A 21,010-nucleotide genomic window follows, 5' to 3' on the forward strand; every position below is an offset into this window, starting at 1 on the left:
CGTGATCCAGCTCACCGTCGCCCAGCTCGCCCAGGCCGTCGCCGGACGCCCGGTGGGCGTGGACCCCCAGCTCCTCCTCACCGGAGCGGTCGTCACCGACTCCCGCCTGGCCGGTCCCGGTTCGGTCTTCGTCGCCGTGCGCGGGGAGCGCACCGACGGGCACGACCACGCCGCCGCGGCCCACGCCGCCGGAGCGGCCGTCGTCGTCGCCGAGCACGCCGTGAACGCCCCGCACGTCCTCGTGGAGGACTCGGTCGCCGCGCTCGGGGAGCTCGCCCGCGAGGTGCTCGCGCGCCTGCGCGCCGAGGGCTCCTTGCGCGTCGTCGGCCTCACCGGCTCCGTCGGCAAGACGACGACGAAGGACCTGCTCGCGCAGGTGCTCGCCCACGCCGGGCCCACCGTCGCGCCGCGCGAATCGTTCAACAACGAGATCGGCCTGCCGCTCACCGTCCTCTCGGCCACCCGGGAGACCCGCTACCTCGTCCTCGAGATGGGGGCCAGCGGCCCTGGGCACATCGACTACCTCACCCGGATCGCCCCGCTGGACGTCGCCGTCGTCCTCGTCGTCGGGCACGCCCACATGGGCGGCTTCGGGACGATCGACGCCGTCGCCCGCGCCAAGGCCGAGATCGTCGCCGGCCTCCTCCCGGGCGGCACCGCCGTCCTCAACGCCGACGACGCACGCGTGGCCGCCATGGCCGCCGCCGCGCCGGGGCCGGTGACCTTCTTCGGCCGTGGCGAGGGCACCGAGGTCCGCGCCTCCGACGTCACCCTCGACGCGCAGGCCCGGCCCTCCTTCGTCCTCCACACCGACGCCTCGGGCGTGCGCACGAGCCACCCGGTGAGCCTCGCGCTCCTCGGTGAGCACCAGGTCTCCAACGCCCTCGCCGTCGCCGGCGCCGCGCTCGCCCTCGGGCTGGACGCCGGCGCCGTCGCCCACGCGCTGAGCGCTGCCGAGCGCGTCAGCGCGCACCGCATGGCGATCACCCACCGGCCCGACGGCGTCGTCGTCCTCGACGACGCCTACAACGCCAACCCCGACTCCATGGCCGCCGCGCTGCGCGCCACGGCGGCGATGCCCGCCCGCCGCAGGATCGCCGTCGTCGGGGAGATGCTCGAGCTCGGCCACGAGTCCGAGCGCGCCCACGAGGACGTCGGTCGGCTCGCCGCGGAGCTGGGGGTCGACGTCCTCGTCGCCCTCGGCCCGGCGGGCGAGCCGGTGCGCCGCGGTGCGGGCGAGGGCCCGCAGACCCACTGTCCCGCCGACGCCGATGCCGCCGCGGCCCTTCTCGACGAGCTCCTCCAGGAGGGCGACCTCGTGCTGCTCAAGGGGTCCAACGGCTCAGGCGTGTGGCGCCTGGCGGAACGGCTGACGCAGGGGGGTGGCGCCGCGTGGTGACCGTCCTCGTGGCGGGGGCCACGGCCCTCGTCGTCGCCCTGTTCGGCACCCCGCTGTTCATCCGCTTCCTCACGAAGCGCAACTACGGCCAGTTCATCCGCCAGGACGGGCCCACCGCGCACTACACCAAGCGTGGCACGCCGACGATGGGCGGCGTCGTCATCATCCTCGCCACCGTCATCGGCTACGGGATCGCCAACCTCTCGGCGGGGCGCCCGCCCAACGCCTCGGGGCTGCTGCTCCTCTTCCTCATCGTCGGCCTCGGCGTCATCGGATTCGCCGACGACTACATCAAGATCAGCCGGCAGCGCTCGCTCGGCCTACGCGCCCGCTGGAAGATCGTCGGCCAGGCCTTTGTCGGCGTCACCTTCGCGGTCCTCGCGCTCCAGTTCCCCAACGAGAACTTCCGCACGCCCGGCTCGACCCACATCTCCGGCGTGCGCGACACCTCGATCGACCTCGCCTTCGCCGGCGCGTTCCTGGGGCTCATCCTCTTCATCCTCTGGGCGAACTTCCTCATCACCGCGTGGTCCAACGCCGTCAACCTCACCGACGGCCTGGACGGCCTGGCCACCGGTGCCTCGGCGATGGTCTTCGCGGCCTACACGGTCATCGCGATGTGGCAGTCCAACCAGAACTGCCAGTTCCTCTCCGACCCGAGCGCCGCGTGGTCGGCCTGCTACGAGGTCCGCGACCCGCGCGACCTCTCGCTCATCGGTGCGGCCCTCATCGGCGCCTGCCTCGGCTTCCTGTGGTGGAACGCCTCCCCGGCGCAGATCTTCATGGGCGACACCGGCTCCCTCGCCCTCGGCGGTGCGATCGCCGGCTTCTCGATCCTCACCCACACCCAGTTCCTCGCCATCGTCATCGGCGGTCTCTTCGTCGTCATCGTCATGAGCGACGTCATCCAGATCGGCTTCTTCAAGGCGACCGGGAGACGCGTCTTCCGCATGGCCCCGCTCCACCACCACTTCGAGCTCGGTGGCTGGGGAGAGGTGACGATCGTCATCCGCTTCTGGCTCGTCGCGGCCCTGTGCGTGGCCCTGGGCCTGGGCATCTTCTACGCGGAGTGGGTGACGGCGTGAGCGGGCTGGGTGACGCGCACGTCGTCGTCGTCGGCCTCGGGGCGTCGGGGCGCGCGGCGGTCGACGTCCTCACCACCCTCGGGGCCCGCGTGACCGGCGTCGACCGCAGCGAGGCCGCCGTCGAGGCGGCTCGCGCGGCCCTCGGCTCCCGCGTGGAGCTGCTCGCAGCCGCCGACGACGCCGCCCTCGCCGACGCCGTGCTCGCCGCCGGGGCGGACCTCGCCGTCGTGTCCCCGGGCGTCCCCGCGACCTCCCCGCTCCTCACCCGCGCACAGGCCGCGGGCCTGCCCTGCTGGAGCGAGGTCGAGCTCGCCTGGCAGGTGCAGCAGACGGCGACGGCGACGGCGCCCGCCTGGCTCACCCTCACCGGCACCAACGGCAAGACGACGACGGTCGGCATGCTCAGCTCCATCCTCACCGCCGCCGGCCTGCGTGCCCCCGCGGTCGGCAACGTCGGCACCCCGGTGGTGCAGGCCGTGGCCGACGGCGGGGTGGACGCCCTGGCCGTCGAGCTCTCGAGCTTCCAGCTCCACCTCACCCACAGCGTGGCGCCCGAGGCCTCCGTCTGCCTCAACGTCGCCCCCGACCACCTCGACTGGCACGGCTCCTTCGCCGCCTACCGCGATGCCAAGGCCCGCGTCTACGAGCGCACTCGCACGGCCTGCGTCTACACCGACGCCACCACCCGCGCGATGGTCGAGCAGGCCGACGTCGCCGAGGGGGCGCGCGCCGTCGGCACGGTGCTCGCCGCCCCGGCGGTCGGCGAGCTCGGGATCGTCGAGGACGTCCTGTGCGACCGCGCCTTCGAGCCGAGCCGGCAGACGACGGCGGCCTCCCTCGCCACGCTCGCCGACCTCGCGCACCTCGCGCCGCTGCCGGGCGGGCAGGTGCCGGGGCACGTCGTCGCCGACGCTCTCGCCGCCGCCGCGCTGGCTCGCGCCCACGGGGTGCCCGCCGCCGCGGTGACCGCCGGCCTGCGTGCCTACGACGGCGGACGTCACCGCATCGAGCTCGTCGCCACCCGCGGGGACGTCACGTGGATCGACGACTCCAAGGCGACCAACGCCCACGCCGCCCGCGCCAGCCTCGCGGCGCTGCCCACCGGGCGCGGGGTGTGGGTGGCCGGCGGACTGGCCAAGGGCGCCACCTTCGACGAGCTCGTCCGCGAGGTCGCCGACCGCCTGCACGCCGTCGTCCTCATCGGCGTGGACCGCGCCGCGCTCCGCGAGGCACTTGCGCGACACGCCCCGGATGTGCCCGTCACCGAGGTCGAGGCTGGTGACACTGGGCAGGTGATGACCCACGCCGTCTCCGCGGCCGCACGGCTCGCCCGCCCGGGCGACACCGTGCTGCTCGCCCCGGCGTGCGCGTCGATGGACCAGTTCGCGAGCTACGGCGCCCGCGGGGACGCCTTCGCCGCCGCGGTCCGTGCGCTTCCCGGGGAGCCGGGGTGACCGCCGTGCAGCCGGGCCGCCTCCCGCGGGCTGCCGCCACGGCCACCGGCCCGCTGCGGGCCGGCGCGCGGGACGCCACGCGCCCGGCTGCCCGCGGTCCGGCGGTCCTCAGCTACTACCTGGTCGGTGGGGCCAGCCTCCTGCTTCTCGCCATCGGCGTCGTCATGGTGCTCTCCGCCTCGTCGATCCAGTCGATCCGGGAGACCGGCAGCCCGTACGGCTATTTTCTCGACCAGGCGAAGTTCGCACTCGTCGGAGCGCCCCTGATGATCGCGGCGAGCCGGGTCCCCGTGGCCGTGTACCGGCGCCTGGCCTGGCCCGCGCTCGGCCTGGGCATGGTCATGCAGGCGCTCATCTTCACGCCGCTGGCACGGGGCATCAAGGGCAACACGAACTGGATCTACATCCCCGGCGTGGGGCAGACGGTCCAGCCCTCGGAGTTCCTCAAGCTTGCGCTGGCCGTGTGGCTCGGGCTCGTGCTCGCCCGCAAGGCTCGCCTACTCCACGACTGGAAGCATCTCCTCGTGCCCGGTCTCGTCGTCTCCGTCCTGGCGCTCGGACTCGTCCTCGCCGGGCGCGACCTCGGGACCGCGATGGTCCTCGCGCTCGTCGTCGTCGGGGCCATGTTCGTCGCGGGGGTACCGCTCAAGTGGTTCGGTGCCGCTGTCGTCGGCGGCGCCGCCGTCGTCTCCTTCCTCGTCATCTCCTCGCCCAACCGCATGCAGCGCATCACCGCGGTCTTCGGCGGGGAGTGCGACGCGTCCGCCGCCTGCTACCAGACGCTCCACGGCCTGTACGGCTTGGGAACCGGTGGGATCTCGGGTGTCGGCCTCGGTGCTTCGCGGGAGAAGTGGGCCTACCTGCCCGAGGCGCACAACGACTTCATCTTCGCGATCCTCGGCGAGGAGCTCGGCCTGTGGGGCACGCTCATCGTGCTCGGCCTCTTCGCGGTCCTCGCCGCCGGGATGTTCCGCATCATCCGCAACCACCCCGACCCCTTCGTGCGGATCACCACCGCCGGGATCGCGGCCTGGATCCTGGGCCAGGCGCTCATCAACATCGGGGTCGTCATCGGTTTCCTCCCCGTCATCGGCGTGCCGTTGCCACTCGTCTCGGCCGGTGGTTCCGCGCTCATCGCCACGCTGCTCGCCATGGGCGTGGTCCTCGCCTTCGCGCGCGACGAGCCCGGTGCGGGAGCCGCGCTGCGCGCGCGCCGCGGCGTCGTGCGCCGCTCGCTGGCGGTCGTGGGGCGCGGCCGTGGGTGAGCTGCGGGCCCTCCTCGCCGGCGGCGGGACCGCCGGCCACGTCAACCCACTCCTGGCGACGGCCACCGCGCTCCAGGCGCTGCCGGGAGGCGCGGAGATCACCGTGCTCGGCACCGAGGTGGGCCTCGAGGCTCGCCTCGTGCCCGACGCCGGGCTGCCTCTGCGCCACGTCCCCCGGGTGCCGCTGCCGCGCCGCCCCTCGCCCGACCTGCTCCGCATGCCCGGCCGGCTCGGCTCCGCGGTCCGGACGGCGGCGGAGGCGATCACCGACTCCCGCGCGCAGGTGGTCGTCGGCTTCGGCGGCTACGTCGCCACCCCCGCCTACCTCGCGGCGCGGCGGCTGGGGGTGCCCGTCGTCGTCCACGAGCAGAACGCCCGGCCGGGGCTCGCCAACCGCCTCGGTGCCCGGTGGGCCCGGCACGTCGCCGTCTCCTTCCCCGGCACCTCGCTCCCGCGGGCCGTACTCACCGGCCTGCCGCTGCGCGCCGCGATCGCCGCGCTCGTCGCCGAGCGGGAGAGCGACGCCGCTGCCCGACGGACCGCCGGCGCGGCCGCCCTGGGGCTCGAGCCAGAGCGCAGCACCCTCCTCGTCACCGGGGGCTCCCTCGGCGCCCAGCGCGTCAACGAGGCCGTCTCCGCCGGCGCCCGCGCCCTCACCGACGCCGGGGTCCAGGTCCTCCACCTCACCGGGCAGGGCAAGGACGAGCCGGTGCGCGCCGCCACCGCCGGGCTGGCGAACTACCACGTGCGCCCCTACCTCGACGACATGGCCAGCGCCTACGCCGTCGCCGACCTCGTCCTCGCGCGCTCCGGCGCCGGCACCGTGAGCGAGCTCGCCGCCCTCGGCATCGGTGCGGTCTACGTGCCCCTGCCGATCGGCAACGGCGAGCAGCGGCGCAACGCCGCCGACGTCGTCGCCGCCGGCGGCGGGGTGATCGTCGCCGACGCCGAGCTCACGCCCGGCTACGTCACCGGCCCGCTCCGCGAGCTGCTCGCCGACACCGGCCGGCTCGCCGCGATGGGACGCGCCGCGGCGGGGGCGGGCATCCGCGACGGTGCCGCGCGGCTCGCCGAGCTCGTCGTCGATGCCGCCCGGGTGACGCCGTGAGCCGGTACCACCTCATCGGCATCGGCGGCGCGGGCATGGCTCCCGTCGCCGAGCTCCTCGCCGCCCGCGGCCTGGAGGTCTCGGGCTCCGACGCGCGCGACAGCGCCACCCTCGAGCGGCTGCGCGGCCTTGGTGTCCGCGCCCACGCCGGGCACGACGCCGCCCAGGTGCCCGCCGGCGCGACCGTCGTCGTGTCCACCGCGGTCCGCCCGGACAACCCCGAGCTCGTCCGCGCCCGCGAGCTCGGCCTGCCGGTGGTCCACCGCTCCGAGGCGCTCGTCGTCGCCGCGGGGGACCAGGACTTCGTCGCGGTCGCCGGCGCGCACGGGAAGACGACGACGTCCGCCATGCTCGCCGTCGCCCTCACCGAGGTGGGCGCGGACCCGAGCTACGCCATCGGCGGGCACGTGGCCGGGCTCGGCACCGGCGCCCACCTGGGCACCGGCCGCGCCTTTGTCGCCGAGGCCGACGAGTCCGACGGCTCCTTCCTCAACTACCGTCCCGCCGTCGCCGTCGTGACGAACGTCGAGCCCGACCACCTCGACCACTACGGCTCGCGGGAGGCCTTCGAGCAGGCCTTTGTCGACTTCGCCGCCCGGGTCACCGGCCTCCTCGTCGCGTGCGCGGACGACGACGGCGCCCTGCGCCTGGCACGCCACGCACCCGGACGGGTGCTCACCTACGGCACCGGCGCGGCGCCGGGCGTGGGGGAGGGCCACGTGCGGATCGCCGGCCTCACCGTCGGCGCAGCCGGCGCCTTCGCCACCCTGGAGCGGGCCGGCGAGCCGCCGGTGCGCCTGGAGCTCGCCGTCACCGGGGCGCACAACGTCCGCAACGCGACCGCGGCCTGGTGCGCCGGCGTCGCCCTCGGTGCCGAACCGCAGGCCCTGGCCACCGCGCTCGGCGCCTTCCGGGGCACCGGACGCCGCTTCGAGGCGCGCGGGGAGGTCGCCGGCGTGCGCGTCGTCGACGACTACGCCCACCACCCGACCGAGGTGGCTGCCACGCTCGCCGCGGCGCGGCTCGCCGCGGGCGAGGGGCGCGTCGTCGTCCTCTTCCAGCCCCACCTGTACTCGCGCACCCAGACCTTCGCCGCGGAGTTCGCCGCCGCGCTCGGTGCCGCGGACGAGGTTGTCGTCACCGACGTCTACGCCGCCCGGGAGGACCCGGTCGCAGGCGTGGACGGCTCACTCATCACCGCACTCGCCGGGGGCGCCCGGTACGTGGCCGACCGCCAGGACGCGGCGGCCGCCGTCGCCTCCCTCGCGCGCCCCGGCGACCTCGTCCTCACCATGGGCGCCGGGGACGTCACCGAGCTCGCCCCTCGTGTCCTGGCGCTCCTGGCGGAGCGGGCGTGAGGCCGCCGACAGCGCCGCGCCAGCCGCGCCGCGGTCCGGACGCGGACCAGCCGGACCAGCCCGCCGACGAGCCGCGCGAGGTCGCCCCCCGGCGCCCGGAGCCTCCCGCCCGCGCGAGGGCAGCCACCGGCGAGCCGACCGAGCGCCGGCGCTGGCTGCCGGTGCGCCAGCAGCCGGACCCGGCCCTGCCCCGGCGGCCCGGCTTCCTCGAGCGCCTCGCCGAGCAGACCCGCGCGCGGCGGCGCCTCGCCTGGCGCAACGTGCTGCTCGCCGTCGGCGTGCTCGCGCTCGTCGGTGGGGTCGCGTGGGCGCTGCTCGTCTCGCCGCTGCTCGCCCTCGACGTCGCGGAGGTCACCGTCTCCGGCGTCGGGGAGGGCACGACCGTGCCGCGCGAGGAGGTGCTGACGCTCGTCGAGGAGCGTGCGGGCACCCCGCTCACCCGGCTCGACACCGGCGCCCTTGCCGAGGACGTGCGCTCGATCACCACGGTGCGCTCGGTCACCGTGACGCGGCACTGGCCGCGCGGCCTCGCCGTCGACGTCGTCCCGCGCGAGCCCGTCGCCGCGGCCACCGCGGAGGACGGCCTCGTCCTGCTCGACGTCGACGGCGTGGTCGTCGGCAGGGCGCAGGAGGCCCCGGAAGGTCTGCCACGGGTCACCGTGCCGCTGGAGGGGGAGCGGGCGGGGGAGACCCTGAGCGCGGTCCTCACCGTGCTCGCCGAGCTGCCCGAGGGCCTGCGCGCGGAGGTGGGCACCGCCGGAGCGGTCAACCCGGCCTCCATCAGCCTCACGCTCACCGACGGCGCCGACGTCCGCTGGGGGAGCGTGGAGGAGTCCGAGCTCAAGGCGGCGGTCCTCGCCGTCCTGCGCGAGCGGGAGGCCTCGGTCTACGACGTCACGGTCCCGCGAGCCCCGACCCTCTCCGACTGACCGCCCACCCCTCCGGCGGCCCCGAGGGGCGGGAGGCGTGGGCATGTGCCACAAAGGGCACGGATCAGGCCCCGCTCCACCCGCAGCACAAGCGCCGGGGCTTGCAGCGGCTGCCGCCTGCCGATCCGGAGCGCCGTTGTGGCACATGCCCGTGCGGCAGCCTGCGGGACTTCCGGCGCGACACACCCACGGTGGTCGTTGCCGGGGCAGCACCGTGCACCTACCGTCTCGGGTGCGCAAGAATGACATAAGTCTAACGCTCAACTAGAGGTTGAGGGTTGGCCGAGGACCAGCAGCAAACTCAAGTGAGGGGGCCGACGTGGCGGCACCGCAGAACTACCTAGCAGTGATCAAGGTGGTGGGCATCGGGGGCGGCGGTGTCAACGCCGTCAACCGGATGATCGAGGTCGGGTTGAAGGGCGTGGAGTTCATCGCCGTCAACACCGACGCACAGGCGCTGCTCATGAGCGACGCCGACGTCAAGCTCGACGTGGGGCGTGAGCTCACGCGTGGGCTCGGCGCCGGCGCGGACCCCGAGGTCGGCAAGAAGGCCGCCGAGGACCACGCCGAGGAGATCGAGGAGGTCATCCGCGGCGCGGACATGGTCTTCGTCACCGCCGGCGAGGGCGGCGGCACCGGTACCGGTGGGGCGCCTGTCGTCGCACGGATCGCGCGCTCGCTCGGCGCCCTGACCATCGGCGTCGTCACCCGGCCCTTCACCTTCGAGGGGCGCCGTCGCTCGACGCAGGCAGAGGCCGGGATCGAGGCGCTGCGCGCCGAGGTCGACACGCTCATCGTCATCCCCAACGACCGCCTGCTGTCGATCTCCGACCGCAACGTGTCGGTGCTGGACGCCTTCAAGAGCGCCGACCAGGTCCTCCTGTCCGGTGTCCAAGGCATCACCGACCTCATCACCACCCCGGGTCTCATCAACCTCGATTTCGCCGACGTCAAGTCCGTCATGCAGGGCGCCGGCAGTGCGCTCATGGGCATCGGCTCGGCGCGCGGTGAGGACCGGGCGGTCCAGGCCGCCGAGCTGGCGATCTCCTCCCCGCTCCTCGAGGCGAGCATCGACGGCGCCTACGGCGTCCTGCTCTCCATCCAGGGTGGCAGCGACCTCGGGCTCTTCGAGATCCACGAGGCCGCGCGCCTCGTCCAGGAGGCCGCCCACCCCGAGGCGAACATCATCTTCGGCAACGTCATCGACGACGCCCTCGGCGACGAGGTGCGCGTCACCGTCATCGCGGCGGGCTTCGACGACCCGGGCACCAAGGCCCCGGCACCGGTTGCCCCGCCGCGCCGCGCCGCCGCCCCGGCCACGCTCCCGAGCGCGCCCAGCGCCCCGGAGCCACCCGCCGCCGCCAGCCCCGAGCCGGTCCAGCAGCCCGCCCAGCCGGTGCCCGCCTACGCGGGCAGCGAGGGCGAGCGTCGCGGCCTGGAGGTGCCCCGCGTCTTCGACGAGGAGCCGGTGCGCAGCCGCCGCGAGGAGGACCTCGACATCCCCGACTTCCTGCGCTGACCAGCGGTGCTCGAGCCCGCTGACCTCGGTCCCGGCGCGCGTGGTGGCTTCACCCCGCGCGCCGGTGGCGTCTCCTGCGGCCCGTACGCGGCCGCAGACGGCAGCGGCGGGCTCAACCTTGCCTTCCACGTGGACGACGACGAGGACCGCGTCATCGCCAACCGGGACCTGCTCGACCGGTGGGCCGGCCACCACGTCGCCTGGATGAGCCAGCGGCACTCGGCCCGCGTGCGGCTCGTCACCCGGCCGCCCGGGGCGGGGCGATCCACGCTCGGGGAGTGCGACTCCCTCGTCGCGCGCCGCAGCGGGACCGGCGCCCCTGCGGTGGCTGTCATGGTCGCCGACTGCGTGCCCCTCCTCCTCGCGACACCGAGCGGTGACCTCGTGGCCGCCGTCCACGTCGGCCGCCAGGGCCTGGCTGACGGCGTCGTCCCCGCCACGCTCGCCACGCTCGCGGGCGAGGGGGCCTCGGTCCCCGAGCTGTACGCCTCCCTCGGCCCCAGCATCTGCGGCCGCTGCTACGAGGTCCCGGCCGAGCTGCGCGAGGTGGTGGCCGCCGTCGTCCCTGCCGCGTCGGCCACGACGGCGTGGGGCACCCCGTCCCTCGACATCCCCGCAGGCGTGCTCGCCCAGCTCGCCGCCGCCGGCGTCCGGCGCGTGCAGCACGTCGACGCGTGCACCCGCGAGGACGAGCGCTTCTACTCCTTCCGGCGCGACGGCGTCACCGGCCGCTTCGTCGGCGTCGTCCGTCCCGCCTGAGAACGCGCGAAACCCGGCGACGACACGCCGCACCACGGTGCGCGGAGTGGGCACGGCCCTGGTCTAGCGTCACGACAAGGAGCGGCACGAGGTGTGATCGCAGAACTCGAGACGGGAGCAGTCATGGCCGGAGCACTGCGCAAGACGATGGCATACCTTGGACTGTCCGAGGACGAGGGGGACTACGTCGACGAGCTCGACGTCCCCCGCCACGAGGAGCCGGCGGCCCCCGAGGCCCGCCCCGAGCGCGAGGAGCCGCGGGCCCAGGTCACGCCCATGCGCGTGGTGCCCGCCCCCGAGCCCGTCGAGCACGACCTGCGCCGGATCAGTACGGTGCACCCCACGACCTACAACGAGGCGCGGGTCATCGGCGAGGCCTTCCGCGACGGCACGCCCGTCATCATGAACCTCACCGGCATGAGCGAGACCGAGGCCAAGCGCATGGTGGACTTCTCCGCCGGCCTCGTCTTCGGCCTGCACGGCTCGATCGAGCGGGTGACCAACCGCGTGTTCCTGCTCTCCCCGGCCAGCGTGGAGGTCGCCACCGACTCGGGCCAGCCCGAGACCGGCCCTGGCCGCCTGTTCAACCAGAGCTGAGACGTGCAACTCGTCTTCTCGATCGTCTACTTCCTGCTCCTTCTCTACCTGGTCGTCCTCATCGGGCGGCTGGTCCTGGACTGGGTGCAGGTGTTCTCCCGCGACTGGCGGCCACGGGGCATCCTCCTCGTGCTGGCCGAGCTCGTGTACACACTGACCGACCCGCCGTTGAACTGGCTGCGCCGCTACATCCCGCCGCTCCGACTGGGGCCGGTGGCGCTCGATCTAGGCTTCATCATCCTGTTCATGGGAGTGAGCATCTCGATGCGCGTGGCCGCTTCCCTGTCACTCGCGTGACACATGTGAACCCCGTGAGGTGCTGGCTCTAGTAACGTTCCGCTAACGTGGACCCGTGGGACGCGCGACGCTCACGACCGAACGACTGACTTACTGAGGTGACGACTATGGCGCTGCTCACAGCAGACGACGTGCTGAACAAGAAGTTTCAGCCGACGAAGTTCCGGGAGGGCTACGACCAGGACGAGGTCGACGACTTCCTGGACGAGGTCGTCAACACGCTGAGCACGCTCAGCGGTGAGAACGAGGAGCTCAAGGCGAAGCTCGCCGCGGCGGAGCGCCGCGTTGCCGAGCTGAGCAGCGGCGAGCAGCCCACGGCAGTCGCCGTGGCGCCGGAGCCGCAGCCGGAGCCCGAGCCCGAGCCGGAGCCGGAGCCCGAGCCCGAGCCGCAGCCCTCCTTCACGCCGCCCGCCGCGGCCGCCGCACCCGCGCCGGCCGAGAGCGTCACCGAGAACGCCGACGAGCCGACCTCGGCCACCGGCATGCTCGCCCTGGCGCAGCGCGTGCACGACGAGTACGTCAACAACGGCAAGCAGGAGGGTGAGCGCATCCTCCACGAGGCGCGCACCGAGGCGGAGCGCATCGTGCGCGAGGCCGAGGACACCCACAACCGCACGCTCGCCCAGCTCGAGCAGGAGCGTTCGCTCCTCGAGCGCAAGATCGACGAGCTGCGCGTCTTCGAGCGCGACTACCGCACGCGTCTGAAGAGCTACCTCGAGTCGCTCCTCTCCGACGTCGAGGGTCGTGGCAACGTCTCCGGGCGTGGTGACTCCGGCTCGGCACAGTTCGGTCGCTGAGCGTGACACGACGGCGGCGGCCCACCGGGCCGCCGCCGTCGTCGCACGTCTAGGAAGGGAACGCATGACCCAGCAGCAGCGGGGCCGACGCGGGATGGTCATCCTCCTCGTCGCCCTGGCCCTCGGCATCGCCGCCATCGACCAGGTGACGAAGTACCTCGCCGAGGACCGGCTGACCCAGGGGGTGCACGTCCCACTCGTCGGTGACCTCCTCGGCTGGCAGCTCATCTACAACCCGGGCGCGGCCTTCTCCTTCGCCACCGGGATGACGTGGATCTTCACCGTCATCACCCTCGTCGTCGTCGTCGTCGTCCTGCGGGTCGCGCGGCGCCTGCGCTCCGCGGCCTGGGCGGTGGCGCTGGGCATGTTGCTCGGCGGTGCTCTCGGCAACCTCTACGACCGGCTGCTGCGCGAGCCCGGCTTCGCCCGCGGCCACGTCGTCGACTTCATCAACTACAACGGCTGGTTCGTCGGCAACGCCGCCGACATCGCCATCGTGCTCGCCGCCGTCCTCATCGCGCTCCTCGCGCTTCTCGGCATCGAGGTCGACGGCACCCGCGCCGTCACCCACCGGGAGGACGACGATGTCGCACCCGCCGACGACGACGCCGAGCCGGTGAGCGAGGAGCCGCTTGTCGAGGAGACCGACTTCTCCCCGGAGGTGCCGCGCGCCACCGACGACGACGGCGTGGACGTCGCCACCTGGGTGAGCGGGGCGGGCTCCGCGCCCACCTTCCCCGCGACGCGTGGTGAGGTACCGGCTCCTGCGCCGCTGACGCCCACGTGGTCCGCGGTGCGGCCTGCCGAGGACACACGGCCGGCCGGCGGGGAGGCGACGTCCGGGGAGGGTTCTGACTCCACCTCCCGGCGCCGCCCGCGCAGTCGCCGGGAGATCCGCCTCGCCACCTCCGACGACGATGCCTGAGACGCGCTCCCTGCCCGTTCCCGACGGCCTCGCCGGCGAGCGGGTCGACGCCGCCCTGGCACGGCTCCTGGGCCTGTCCCGTACCCGCGCCGCCGAGCTGGCCACCGAGGGCGGGGTCGTGCTCGACGGCCGCACCCTGGCCAAGTCCGACCGGCTCGTGGCGGGCGGGTGGCTCGAGGTCACTCTGCCCGACGCGCCGTCGGCGCCGCCGCCCGAGCCGGTGGCCGGCCTGAGGATCGCCTACGAGGACGACGACGTCGTCGTCGTGGACAAGCCCGTCGGGGTGGCCGCACACGGCAGTCCGGGCTGGCAGGGGCCGACCGTCGTCGGCAGCCTCCACGCCGCCGGGTACCGCGTCTCGACGTCCGGGGCGGCCGAGCGGCAGGGCATCGTCCACCGGCTCGACGTCGGCACGTCCGGCCTCATGGTGGTGGCCAAGTCCGAGCTCGCCTACACCGTCCTCAAGCGCGCCTTCAAGGAACGCACGGTCGAGAAGGTCTACCACGCCCTCGTCCAGGGCCACATGGACCCCTTCGCCGGGACGATCGACGCGCCCGTGGGGCGCGACCCGCGGCACGACTACCGCTTCGCCGTCGTCGCCGACGGCAAGCCGGCCGTCACGCACTACGAGACGCTCGAGGCGATGTCCGGGGCGTCCCTGCTCGAGATCCACCTCGAGACCGGACGTACCCACCAGATCCGGGTCCACACCTCCGCGGTCCGCCACCCCTGCCTCGGGGACACGACCTACGGTGCCGACCCTGTGCTCGCCCAGCGGCTGGGACTGACGCGGCAGTGGTTGCACGCCGTGCGCCTCGGCTTCGCCCACCCGCGCGACGGCCGACCACTCGTTGTCACGAGCGAGTACCCGCAGGACCTCGCGGCGGCGTTGGAGATGGTGCGCGAGGGACGCCGGTGAGCGTCCAGGTCCGCACCGTCACCACCCGCGCCGAGCTCGAGGCCGCGTGGGCGGTGCGCTTCGCCGTCTTCGTCGACGAGCAAGGGGTGCCGGCGGACATCGAGGTCGACGAGCTCGACGAGGCCCCCACGACCACCCACGTGCTCGCCGTGGACGAGACCACCGGCGAGGTGCTCGGCACCGGGCGGCTGCTCCTCGACGCCCCGGGCCACGTCCACCTCGGACGCCTGGCCGTGCACGCCGCCGCACGCGGCCGCGGGGTGGGCGCGCGACTCGTCGCCGCACTGGGCGACCTCGCCCTCGAGCGGCACGCCGCGGGCGAGCCGCCCGCCGTCGAGGTCGTCCTCAGTGCCCAGGAGTCGGCGATGGGCTTCTACGAGCGGCTGGGCTTCGCCGTCGTGTCCGGCGAGCGGTACCTCGACGCCGACATCTGGCACCAGGACATGGCCAGGAGCGTCTCCCGCTGAGCGCCTGTCCCGGCGCCGGCCGGGGGCCGTCGGCGTCGTCGGCCACGACGACGGGGAGGCCCGTCCGACGCCTCCCGGGCTGCGGCATGATTGACGTCTAACCGGTGGCGAGCCCTGCCGGGCGCTGCACGCCGAGAGGAGTCGTCGTGGTCGATCGTGGACGCACCGGGGTCGTCGTCGGCGGCGGTATCGGTGGGCTCGCCGCAGCGACAGCGCTGAGTCAGGCGGGCTGGGACGTCACCGTGCTGGAGCGCTCCGCCGAGGGCGGGGAGATCGGCGCCGGTCTCACCATCATGGCGAACGGACAACGGGCGCTGCGCGAGCTCGGCCTCGCCGACGCTGTCCGCGCCTCCGCCGCGCCCCAGGGCGGCGGCGGGATCCGGGACCGCTCAGGACGTTGGCTCGCGCGGGTCGACAGCGCCGCCCTGGAACGGGAGCTCGGCACCTCGGTCATCGGGATCCACCGTGAGCAGCTGCACCGGGTGCTCCGCGAGGCGCTGCCCGTCGGCACGCTCCTCACAGGCGCCGAGGTTCTCGGCCTCACGCGCGGACCGCCCGCGTCGGTCACCTTCGTCCGTGACGGCGAGCAGCACACGATCACGGCGGACCTCGTCGTCGGTGCCGACGGCATCAGGTCCGCCGTGCGTCGCGCGCTCTGGCCCGACCACCCGGTTCCCGCCTCCACGGGCGTGACGGCCTGGCGCGCGGTGACCGCAGACCGGTGGCCGCTCGACCTCGTCGGTGCCGTCAGCTGGGGACCGGGCACGGAGTTCGGCACGGTGCCCCTGGTGGACGGGCGGGTCTACTGGTTCGCGGCCGTCGCCGGCGCCCCCGTCGGGCACCGGTTCGCGGACGAGGTCGGCCATCTGCGCAGGCGCTTCGCAGGCTGGCACGCCCCGATCCCCGAGCTGCTCGCCGCCACCGAGCCGGGCGGTGTGCTGCGCCACGGCCTGCATCACCTCGCGGTGCCACTGCCCAGCTACGTCACCGGCGCTGCCGCTCTCCTCGGGGACGCCGCCCACGCCATGACACCGAACCTCGGGCAGGGCGCGGCGCAGGCACTGGAGGACGCCGTCGTGCTCGGGCGGGCGCTGGCCCGGTACGAGGACGATGTCCCCACCGCGCTCCGCGTCTACGACCGCACCCGGCGGCCGCGGTCACAGGCGGTGGCGCGCGCCTCCCGCTGGAGCGGCCGGTTCGGGCACGAGCTGCGCCCCGCGCCGCTCGTGGCGCTGCGCGACCTCATGGTGCGCGCCACGCCCGCCACCGCTGCGCTGTCGTCGCTGGCGCGGGCCGCGCGCTGGGAGCCGGATCTGGTCGAGTCCTGACCCGAACCGGCGGGGCAGCGGAGACGTCCCGCGCGGCCGCTGCGGGCGTCGTCGCGGCTGCCTCACGCCGGTATCAGCATGGGCGCGAAGCGACACGCCGCGCGACCTGGGTCTCGCCCCGAGGTGGCCGGCCGTGTCGGTCCCGCGACCTAGACTGGCGAGCATGGCTGCTGGAGGATCTGACAACTTCACCCACCTCCACGTGCACACCGAGTACTCGATGCTCGACGGTGCCTCCAAGGTCGACGAGCTGCTGGGCGAGGCCGCCCGGATGGGCCAGCCCGCCCTGGCGATCACCGACCACGGTTACCTCTTCGGGGCCTTCGACTTCTGGTCCAGCGCCCAGAAGCACGGCGTCAAGCCCATCATCGGGCTCGAGGCCTACGTGACGCCCGGCACCTCGCGCTTCGACAAGTCCCGGGTGCGCTGGGGCGAGGAGCACCAGGCCAAGGACGACGTCTCCGCCCGTGGCTCCTACACGCACATGACCCTGCTGGCGAAGAACAACCGGGGGATGAACAACCTCTTCCGGCTCGGCTCGCGCGCCTCCATCGAGGGCCAGATGGGCAAGTGGCCGCGGATGGACCGCGAGCTCATCGAGACCCACGCCGAGGGCCTCATCGCCACCACCGGCTGCCCGTCGGGCGAGGTGCAGACCCGCATCCGCCTCGGCCAGTACGACGAGGCGCTGCGCGCCGCCCGCGAGCTGCAGGACATCTTCGGCCGCGAGAACTACTACGTCGAGCTCATGGACCACGGCCTGGACATCGAGCGCCGCGTCACGGGCGACCTCCTGCGCCTGGCCAAGGACATCGGCGCGCCGCTCCTGGCCACCAACGACTCCCACTACACGCGCCCGGACGACGCACGCACCCACGAGGTCATGCTCGCCCTGCAGTCGGGCAGCAAGCTCACCGAGCCGAGCTACGACCAGGGCGGCAGCCGTTTCGCCTTCACCGGGGACACCTACTACCTGCGCCCGGCCGCCGAGATGCGCGAGGTCTTCCGCGACCTGCCCGAGGCCTGCGACAACACCCTGCTCGTCGCCGAGCAGTGCGACGTCACCTTCCGCACCGCCGCCGACGGCGCGAACTACATGCCGCGCTTCCCCGTGCCCGCGGGGGAGGACGAGCACTCGTGGTTCGTCAAGGAGGTCGAGAAGGGGCTGACGTACCGCTACCCCGACGGCGTGCCGGACCATGTCGAGAAGCAGGCGCGGTACGAGGTCGAGGTCATCACCCAGATGGGCTTCCCCGGCTACTTCCTCGTCGTCGCCGACTTCATCAACTGGGCCAAGTCCCAGGGCATCCGCGTGGGGCCGGGCCGTGGGTCCGGCGCCGGCTCGATGGTCGCCTACGCGCTGCGCATCACCGACCTCGACCCCCTCGTCCACGGCCTCATCTTCGAGCGCTTCCTCAACCCCGACCGCGTCTCGATGCCCGACTTCGACGTCGACTTCGACGAGCGCCGGCGCGGTGAGGTCATCCGCTACGTCACCGACAAGTACGGCGACGACCGCGTGGCGCAGGTCGTCACCTACGGCACCATCAAGGCCAAGCAGGCCCTCAAGGACGCCTCGCGCGTGCTCGACTTCCCGTTCCAGATGGGGGAGAAGCTCACCAAGGCGATGCCGCCGTCGGTCATGGGCAAGGACATCACCCTCGCCGGCATCTTCGACCCGCGCGACAAGCGCTACGCGGAGGCTGAGGAGTTCCGCCAGCTCCACGCCGCGGACCCCGACGCCCAGTCCGTCGTGGAGACCGCCCAGGGCCTGGAGGGCATCAAGCGGCAGTGGGGTGTGCACGCCTGCGCCGTCATCATGTCCAGCGAGCCGCTCCAGGACATCATCCCGGTCATGCTGCGCCCGCAGGACGGCGCGATCATCACGCAGTTCGACTACCCGCAGTGCGAGAACCTCGGGCTGCTCAAGATGGACTTCCTCGGGCTGCGCAACCTCACCGTCATCGATGACGCCCTGGAGAACATCGAGCGCAACGGCAAGGAGGTGCCCGACCTCGAGCGCCTCCCGCTGGACGACCCCCTCACCTACGCCATGCTCGGGCGCGGGGACACGCTCGGGGTGTTCCAGCTCGACGGCGCCGGCATGCGCACCCTGCTGCGTCTCATGCGCCCGGACAACTTCGAGGACATCTCCGCCGTCGGCGCGCTGTACCGGCCCGGCCCGATGGGCGCGAACTCCCACACGAACTACGCGCTGCGCAAGACCGGCCAGCAGGAGATCGAGCCGATCCACCCCGAGCTCGAGGAGCCGCTCGCCGAGATCCTCGGCACCACCTACGGCCTGATCGTCTACCAGGAGCAGGTGATGGCGATCGCGCAGAAGGTCGCCGGGTACACGCTCGGCCAGGCCGACCTGCTGCGCCGCGCCATGGGCAAGAAGAAGAAGGCCGAGCTGGACAAGCAGTTCGCCAGCTTCGAGGCCGGCATGCTCGAGCGCGGCTACTCCCCGGCCGCGGTCAAGACGCTGTGGGACATCCTCCTGCCCTTCTCCGACTACGCCTTCAACAAGGCGCACTCAGCGGCGTACGGGATCATCTCCTACTGGACCGCGTACCTGAAGGCGAACTTCCCCACGGAGTTCATGGCCGCCCTGCTCACCTCCACCCAGGTGAACAAGGACCGCCTGGGGCTGTACCTCGGCGAGGCCCGCCACATGGGCATCAGCGTGCTGTCGCCGGACGTCAACACCTCGGTGGGCTCCTTCGCGGCTGTCGGGGAGGAGATCCGCTTCGGCCTCGCCGCGGTGCGCAACGTCGGGGGCAACGTCGTCGAGGCGATCATCTCCACCCGGGAGGAGAAGGGGGAGTACACCTCCTTCCAGGACTTCCTCGACAAGGTGCCCGCGGTCGTGTGCAACAAGCGCACCATCGAGTCGCTCATCAAGGCCGGGGCCTTCGACTCCCTGGGCCACACCCGCCGCGCCCTCCTCGCCCGCCACGAGGAGGCCATCGACATGGTCATCGACGTCAAGCGCAACGAGGCGGTCGGCCAGTTCGACCTCTTCGCGGGCCTCGGCGGCGAGGGCGGGGCGGGCGGTGCCGGCTTCACCATCGACATCCCCGACCTGCCCGAGTGGGACAAGCCGGAGAAGCTCGCCTTCGAGCGCCAGATGCTCGGCCTGTACGTCTCGGACCACCCGCTGTTCGGGCTCGAGCACGTGCTCCAGCGCGCCGCGGACGTCTCGATCGCCACGCTCCTCACCGACGAGACCCGCCCCGACGGCTCCAACGTCACCGTCGCCGGCCTCGTCACCTCCCTGCAACGGAAGATGACGAAGAACGGCAACCCGTGGGCGATCGCCACCGTCGAGGACCTCGAGGGCTCGATCGAGGTGCTGTTCTTCCCGCAGACCTACTCGACGGTCTCGACGATGCTCGCCGACGACTCGATCATCACGGTGCGCGGCCGTCTCAACCGCCGCGACGACATCCCGACGATCTACGCCGCGGAGATGACCCTGCCGGACGTCTCCCAGGCCACCGACGGGCCGGTCCAGCTCACGCTCGCCGCCAACCGGTGCACGGCGCCGCTCGTCGAGCGGCTCAAGGGCATCCTCACCGACCACCCGGGCAGCTCGGAGGTGCGGCTGCGGCTCACCAGCCCCGGCCGGTCGACGACGATGCGCCTGGAGGACTCCTTCCGCGTCGCGCCCTCCACGGCGCTGTTCGGTGACCTCAAGACCCTCCTGGGACCCGGCTGCCTCGTCTAGCAGTCCCGCCTCGGGGCTGAGCCGTCGGCGTGAGAGGCCGCCACGCGCAACCCCGTGAGCCGGACGCCGTGGACGAGCTCGGGCGAGGCGACCCGGGGCGCCGCCCGCTCACCTGCAGCCCGGTCAGCCCCTGCGGCGCAGGAGACGCCAGGCGGCCGGCAGCAGCCCGGCGGCGGCCGCGGCCTTGAGGACGTCACCGAGGAGGAAGGGCAGCACGCCCAGGACGAGCGCCTCCCCGAGGCCGACGCCGAGGCTCACCATGAGCCAGGGCACGCCACCGGCGTAGACGGCGAGGGTCGCCAGCACGGCGGCGCCGGCCATCGACAGCGGGCTGCGGTCCGCGCGGCGGCGGGCGAGCGCCCCGACGATGCCGGCAGCCAGGACGTAACCGATGACGTAGCCGAAGGACGCGGTGTGCCACCCCGCCGACTGCTCGGCGAACCACGGCACGCCGGCCGCCCCGGCGACGAGGTAGAGCACCATGCTCAGCGTCCCGCGCACCGGCCCGAGCGACGCCCCCACGAGCAGGACGGCGAAGGTCCCGAGCGACAGCGGCACGGGGGTGAAGGGCAGCGGCACGACCACCTGGGACAGCACGCCGGTGACGGCGGCGCCGGCGGCGACGAGGGAGGCGTCACGGACGAGGCCGGCGGGCAGGGAATCGGCAAGGACGGCGGCGGGGGTGGTCGTGGTCATGGCATACCTCTCGTGGGGAACACCGGCCACGCTAACGAGTGGCGGGCGCGGGACGGGGTGCGGACCCGCACAGATTCGGGACGGTGGGTCTGTAGTGGTCAGCCGACGACGGCGACGAGCACCCCGCCGGGTGTGCTCACCTCGACGCGTGCGCCGGAGGCGAGCTGGCGGCCGCGGCGGGTCTCCACGACGCCGTCGACGCTCACCTCGCCGTCGGCGATGAGCTCGCGGGCATGGGCGCCGGACTCGGCGAGCGAGGCGAGCTTGAGGAACTGGCCGAGCCGGATCTCCCCCTCGACGGGCACGACGTGCTGCGCTTCCATGGCACCGATCATGCCCTGTCGTGGGCTGGACGGCCCCCGCCGCGCCCTGCCGCGC

General features: G+C 73.5%; 19 protein-coding genes. 17 read left to right on the forward strand and 2 right to left on the reverse strand.

Annotated elements, in window-relative coordinates; translation table 11 throughout:
- Position 1 precedes the first annotated feature (1 nt).
- The 17 genes from M3148_RS12655 (at position 2) to dnaE (ending at position 19,936) form a co-directional block, all read left to right on the forward strand.
- On the forward strand, positions 2 to 1,399 hold the full coding sequence (locus tag M3148_RS12655; RefSeq protein WP_251305060.1) for a UDP-N-acetylmuramoyl-tripeptide--D-alanyl-D-alanine ligase: 1,398 nt from the start codon (positions 2 to 4) through the stop codon (positions 1,397 to 1,399).
- The gene (gene mraY / locus M3148_RS12660) at positions 1,393 to 2,484 is read left to right on the forward strand and encodes a phospho-N-acetylmuramoyl-pentapeptide-transferase (protein ID WP_251305061.1); all 1,092 of its coding nucleotides are present in this window, start codon (positions 1,393 to 1,395) and stop codon (positions 2,482 to 2,484) included. Before M3148_RS12655 ends, mraY begins: the two co-directional genes overlap by 7 nt.
- A complete protein-coding gene (gene murD, locus M3148_RS12665) occupies positions 2,481 to 3,938 on the forward strand; it encodes a UDP-N-acetylmuramoyl-L-alanine--D-glutamate ligase (RefSeq protein WP_251305062.1) in 1,458 nt (485 codons plus the stop codon). The genes mraY and murD overlap by 4 nt, the downstream gene beginning before the upstream one ends.
- Complete coding sequence (gene ftsW / locus M3148_RS12670) at positions 3,935 to 5,203, forward strand: putative lipid II flippase FtsW (protein ID WP_308203248.1); 1,269 nt, start codon at positions 3,935 to 3,937, stop codon at positions 5,201 to 5,203. The genes murD and ftsW overlap by 4 nt, the downstream gene beginning before the upstream one ends.
- 1 nt (position 5,204) lies before the next feature.
- Positions 5,205 to 6,311 carry an undecaprenyldiphospho-muramoylpentapeptide beta-N-acetylglucosaminyltransferase gene (gene murG, locus M3148_RS12675; protein WP_285884565.1) on the forward strand — a complete coding sequence of 369 codons (1,107 nt, stop codon included), beginning with the start codon at positions 5,205 to 5,207 and terminating at the stop codon, positions 6,309 to 6,311.
- A complete protein-coding gene (gene murC / locus M3148_RS12680) occupies positions 6,308 to 7,669 on the forward strand; it encodes a UDP-N-acetylmuramate--L-alanine ligase (protein WP_251305064.1) in 1,362 nt (453 codons plus the stop codon). The genes murG and murC overlap by 4 nt, the downstream gene beginning before the upstream one ends.
- Complete coding sequence (locus M3148_RS18365) at positions 7,666 to 8,598, forward strand: cell division protein FtsQ/DivIB (protein WP_251305065.1); 933 nt, start codon at positions 7,666 to 7,668, stop codon at positions 8,596 to 8,598. The genes murC and M3148_RS18365 overlap by 4 nt, the downstream gene beginning before the upstream one ends.
- A 319-nt stretch (positions 8,599 to 8,917) precedes the next feature.
- Positions 8,918 to 10,117, forward strand: coding sequence for a cell division protein FtsZ (gene ftsZ, locus M3148_RS12690; RefSeq protein ID WP_251305066.1), 1,200 nt, complete (start codon positions 8,918 to 8,920; stop codon positions 10,115 to 10,117).
- Positions 10,118 to 10,123: 6 nt separating this feature from the next.
- On the forward strand, positions 10,124 to 10,876 hold the full coding sequence (locus M3148_RS12695) for a polyphenol oxidase family protein (RefSeq protein ID WP_251305067.1): 753 nt from the start codon (positions 10,124 to 10,126) through the stop codon (positions 10,874 to 10,876).
- 123 nt (positions 10,877 to 10,999) lie between these two features.
- On the forward strand, positions 11,000 to 11,473 hold the full coding sequence (locus tag M3148_RS12700) for a cell division protein SepF (protein ID WP_251305123.1): 474 nt from the start codon (positions 11,000 to 11,002) through the stop codon (positions 11,471 to 11,473).
- A gap of 3 nt (positions 11,474 to 11,476) precedes the next feature.
- Positions 11,477 to 11,770, forward strand: coding sequence for a YggT family protein (locus M3148_RS12705; protein WP_251305068.1), 294 nt, complete (start codon positions 11,477 to 11,479; stop codon positions 11,768 to 11,770).
- A gap of 107 nt (positions 11,771 to 11,877) precedes the next feature.
- On the forward strand, positions 11,878 to 12,567 hold the full coding sequence (locus M3148_RS12710; protein ID WP_251305069.1) for a DivIVA domain-containing protein: 690 nt from the start codon (positions 11,878 to 11,880) through the stop codon (positions 12,565 to 12,567).
- 64 nt (positions 12,568 to 12,631) lie between these two features.
- Complete coding sequence (locus M3148_RS12715; RefSeq protein ID WP_251305070.1) at positions 12,632 to 13,492, forward strand: signal peptidase II; 861 nt, start codon at positions 12,632 to 12,634, stop codon at positions 13,490 to 13,492.
- Positions 13,485 to 14,411: an RluA family pseudouridine synthase gene (locus M3148_RS12720; RefSeq protein WP_251305071.1), complete on the forward strand. Its 927-nt coding sequence runs from the start codon at positions 13,485 to 13,487 to the stop codon at positions 14,409 to 14,411. The genes M3148_RS12715 and M3148_RS12720 overlap by 8 nt, the downstream gene beginning before the upstream one ends.
- A complete protein-coding gene (locus M3148_RS12725) occupies positions 14,408 to 14,878 on the forward strand; it encodes a GNAT family N-acetyltransferase (protein WP_251305072.1) in 471 nt (156 codons plus the stop codon). The genes M3148_RS12720 and M3148_RS12725 overlap by 4 nt, the downstream gene beginning before the upstream one ends.
- Before the next feature lie 146 nt (positions 14,879 to 15,024).
- Positions 15,025 to 16,206, forward strand: coding sequence for an FAD-dependent monooxygenase (locus M3148_RS12730; protein WP_251305073.1), 1,182 nt, complete (start codon positions 15,025 to 15,027; stop codon positions 16,204 to 16,206).
- A 163-nt stretch (positions 16,207 to 16,369) separates the two neighbouring features.
- Positions 16,370 to 19,936, forward strand: coding sequence for a DNA polymerase III subunit alpha (dnaE, locus tag M3148_RS12735; RefSeq protein WP_251305074.1), 3,567 nt, complete (start codon positions 16,370 to 16,372; stop codon positions 19,934 to 19,936).
- Positions 19,937 to 20,059: 123 nt separating this feature from the next.
- On the opposite strand, the gene M3148_RS12740 is transcribed toward dnaE, so the two are convergent.
- Positions 20,060 to 20,632, reverse strand: coding sequence for a biotin transporter BioY (locus tag M3148_RS12740; protein ID WP_251305075.1), 573 nt, complete (start codon positions 20,630 to 20,632; stop codon positions 20,060 to 20,062).
- A gap of 98 nt (positions 20,633 to 20,730) precedes the next feature.
- Complete coding sequence (locus tag M3148_RS12745) at positions 20,731 to 20,955, reverse strand: RNA-binding S4 domain-containing protein (RefSeq protein ID WP_251305076.1); 225 nt, start codon at positions 20,953 to 20,955, stop codon at positions 20,731 to 20,733.
- Positions 20,956 to 21,010 lie beyond the last annotated feature (55 nt).

Origin of the sequence: Georgenia satyanarayanai, assembly GCF_023715365.1 — a bacterium.
GTDB lineage: Bacteria > Actinomycetota > Actinomycetes > Actinomycetales > Actinomycetaceae > Oceanitalea > Oceanitalea satyanarayanai_B.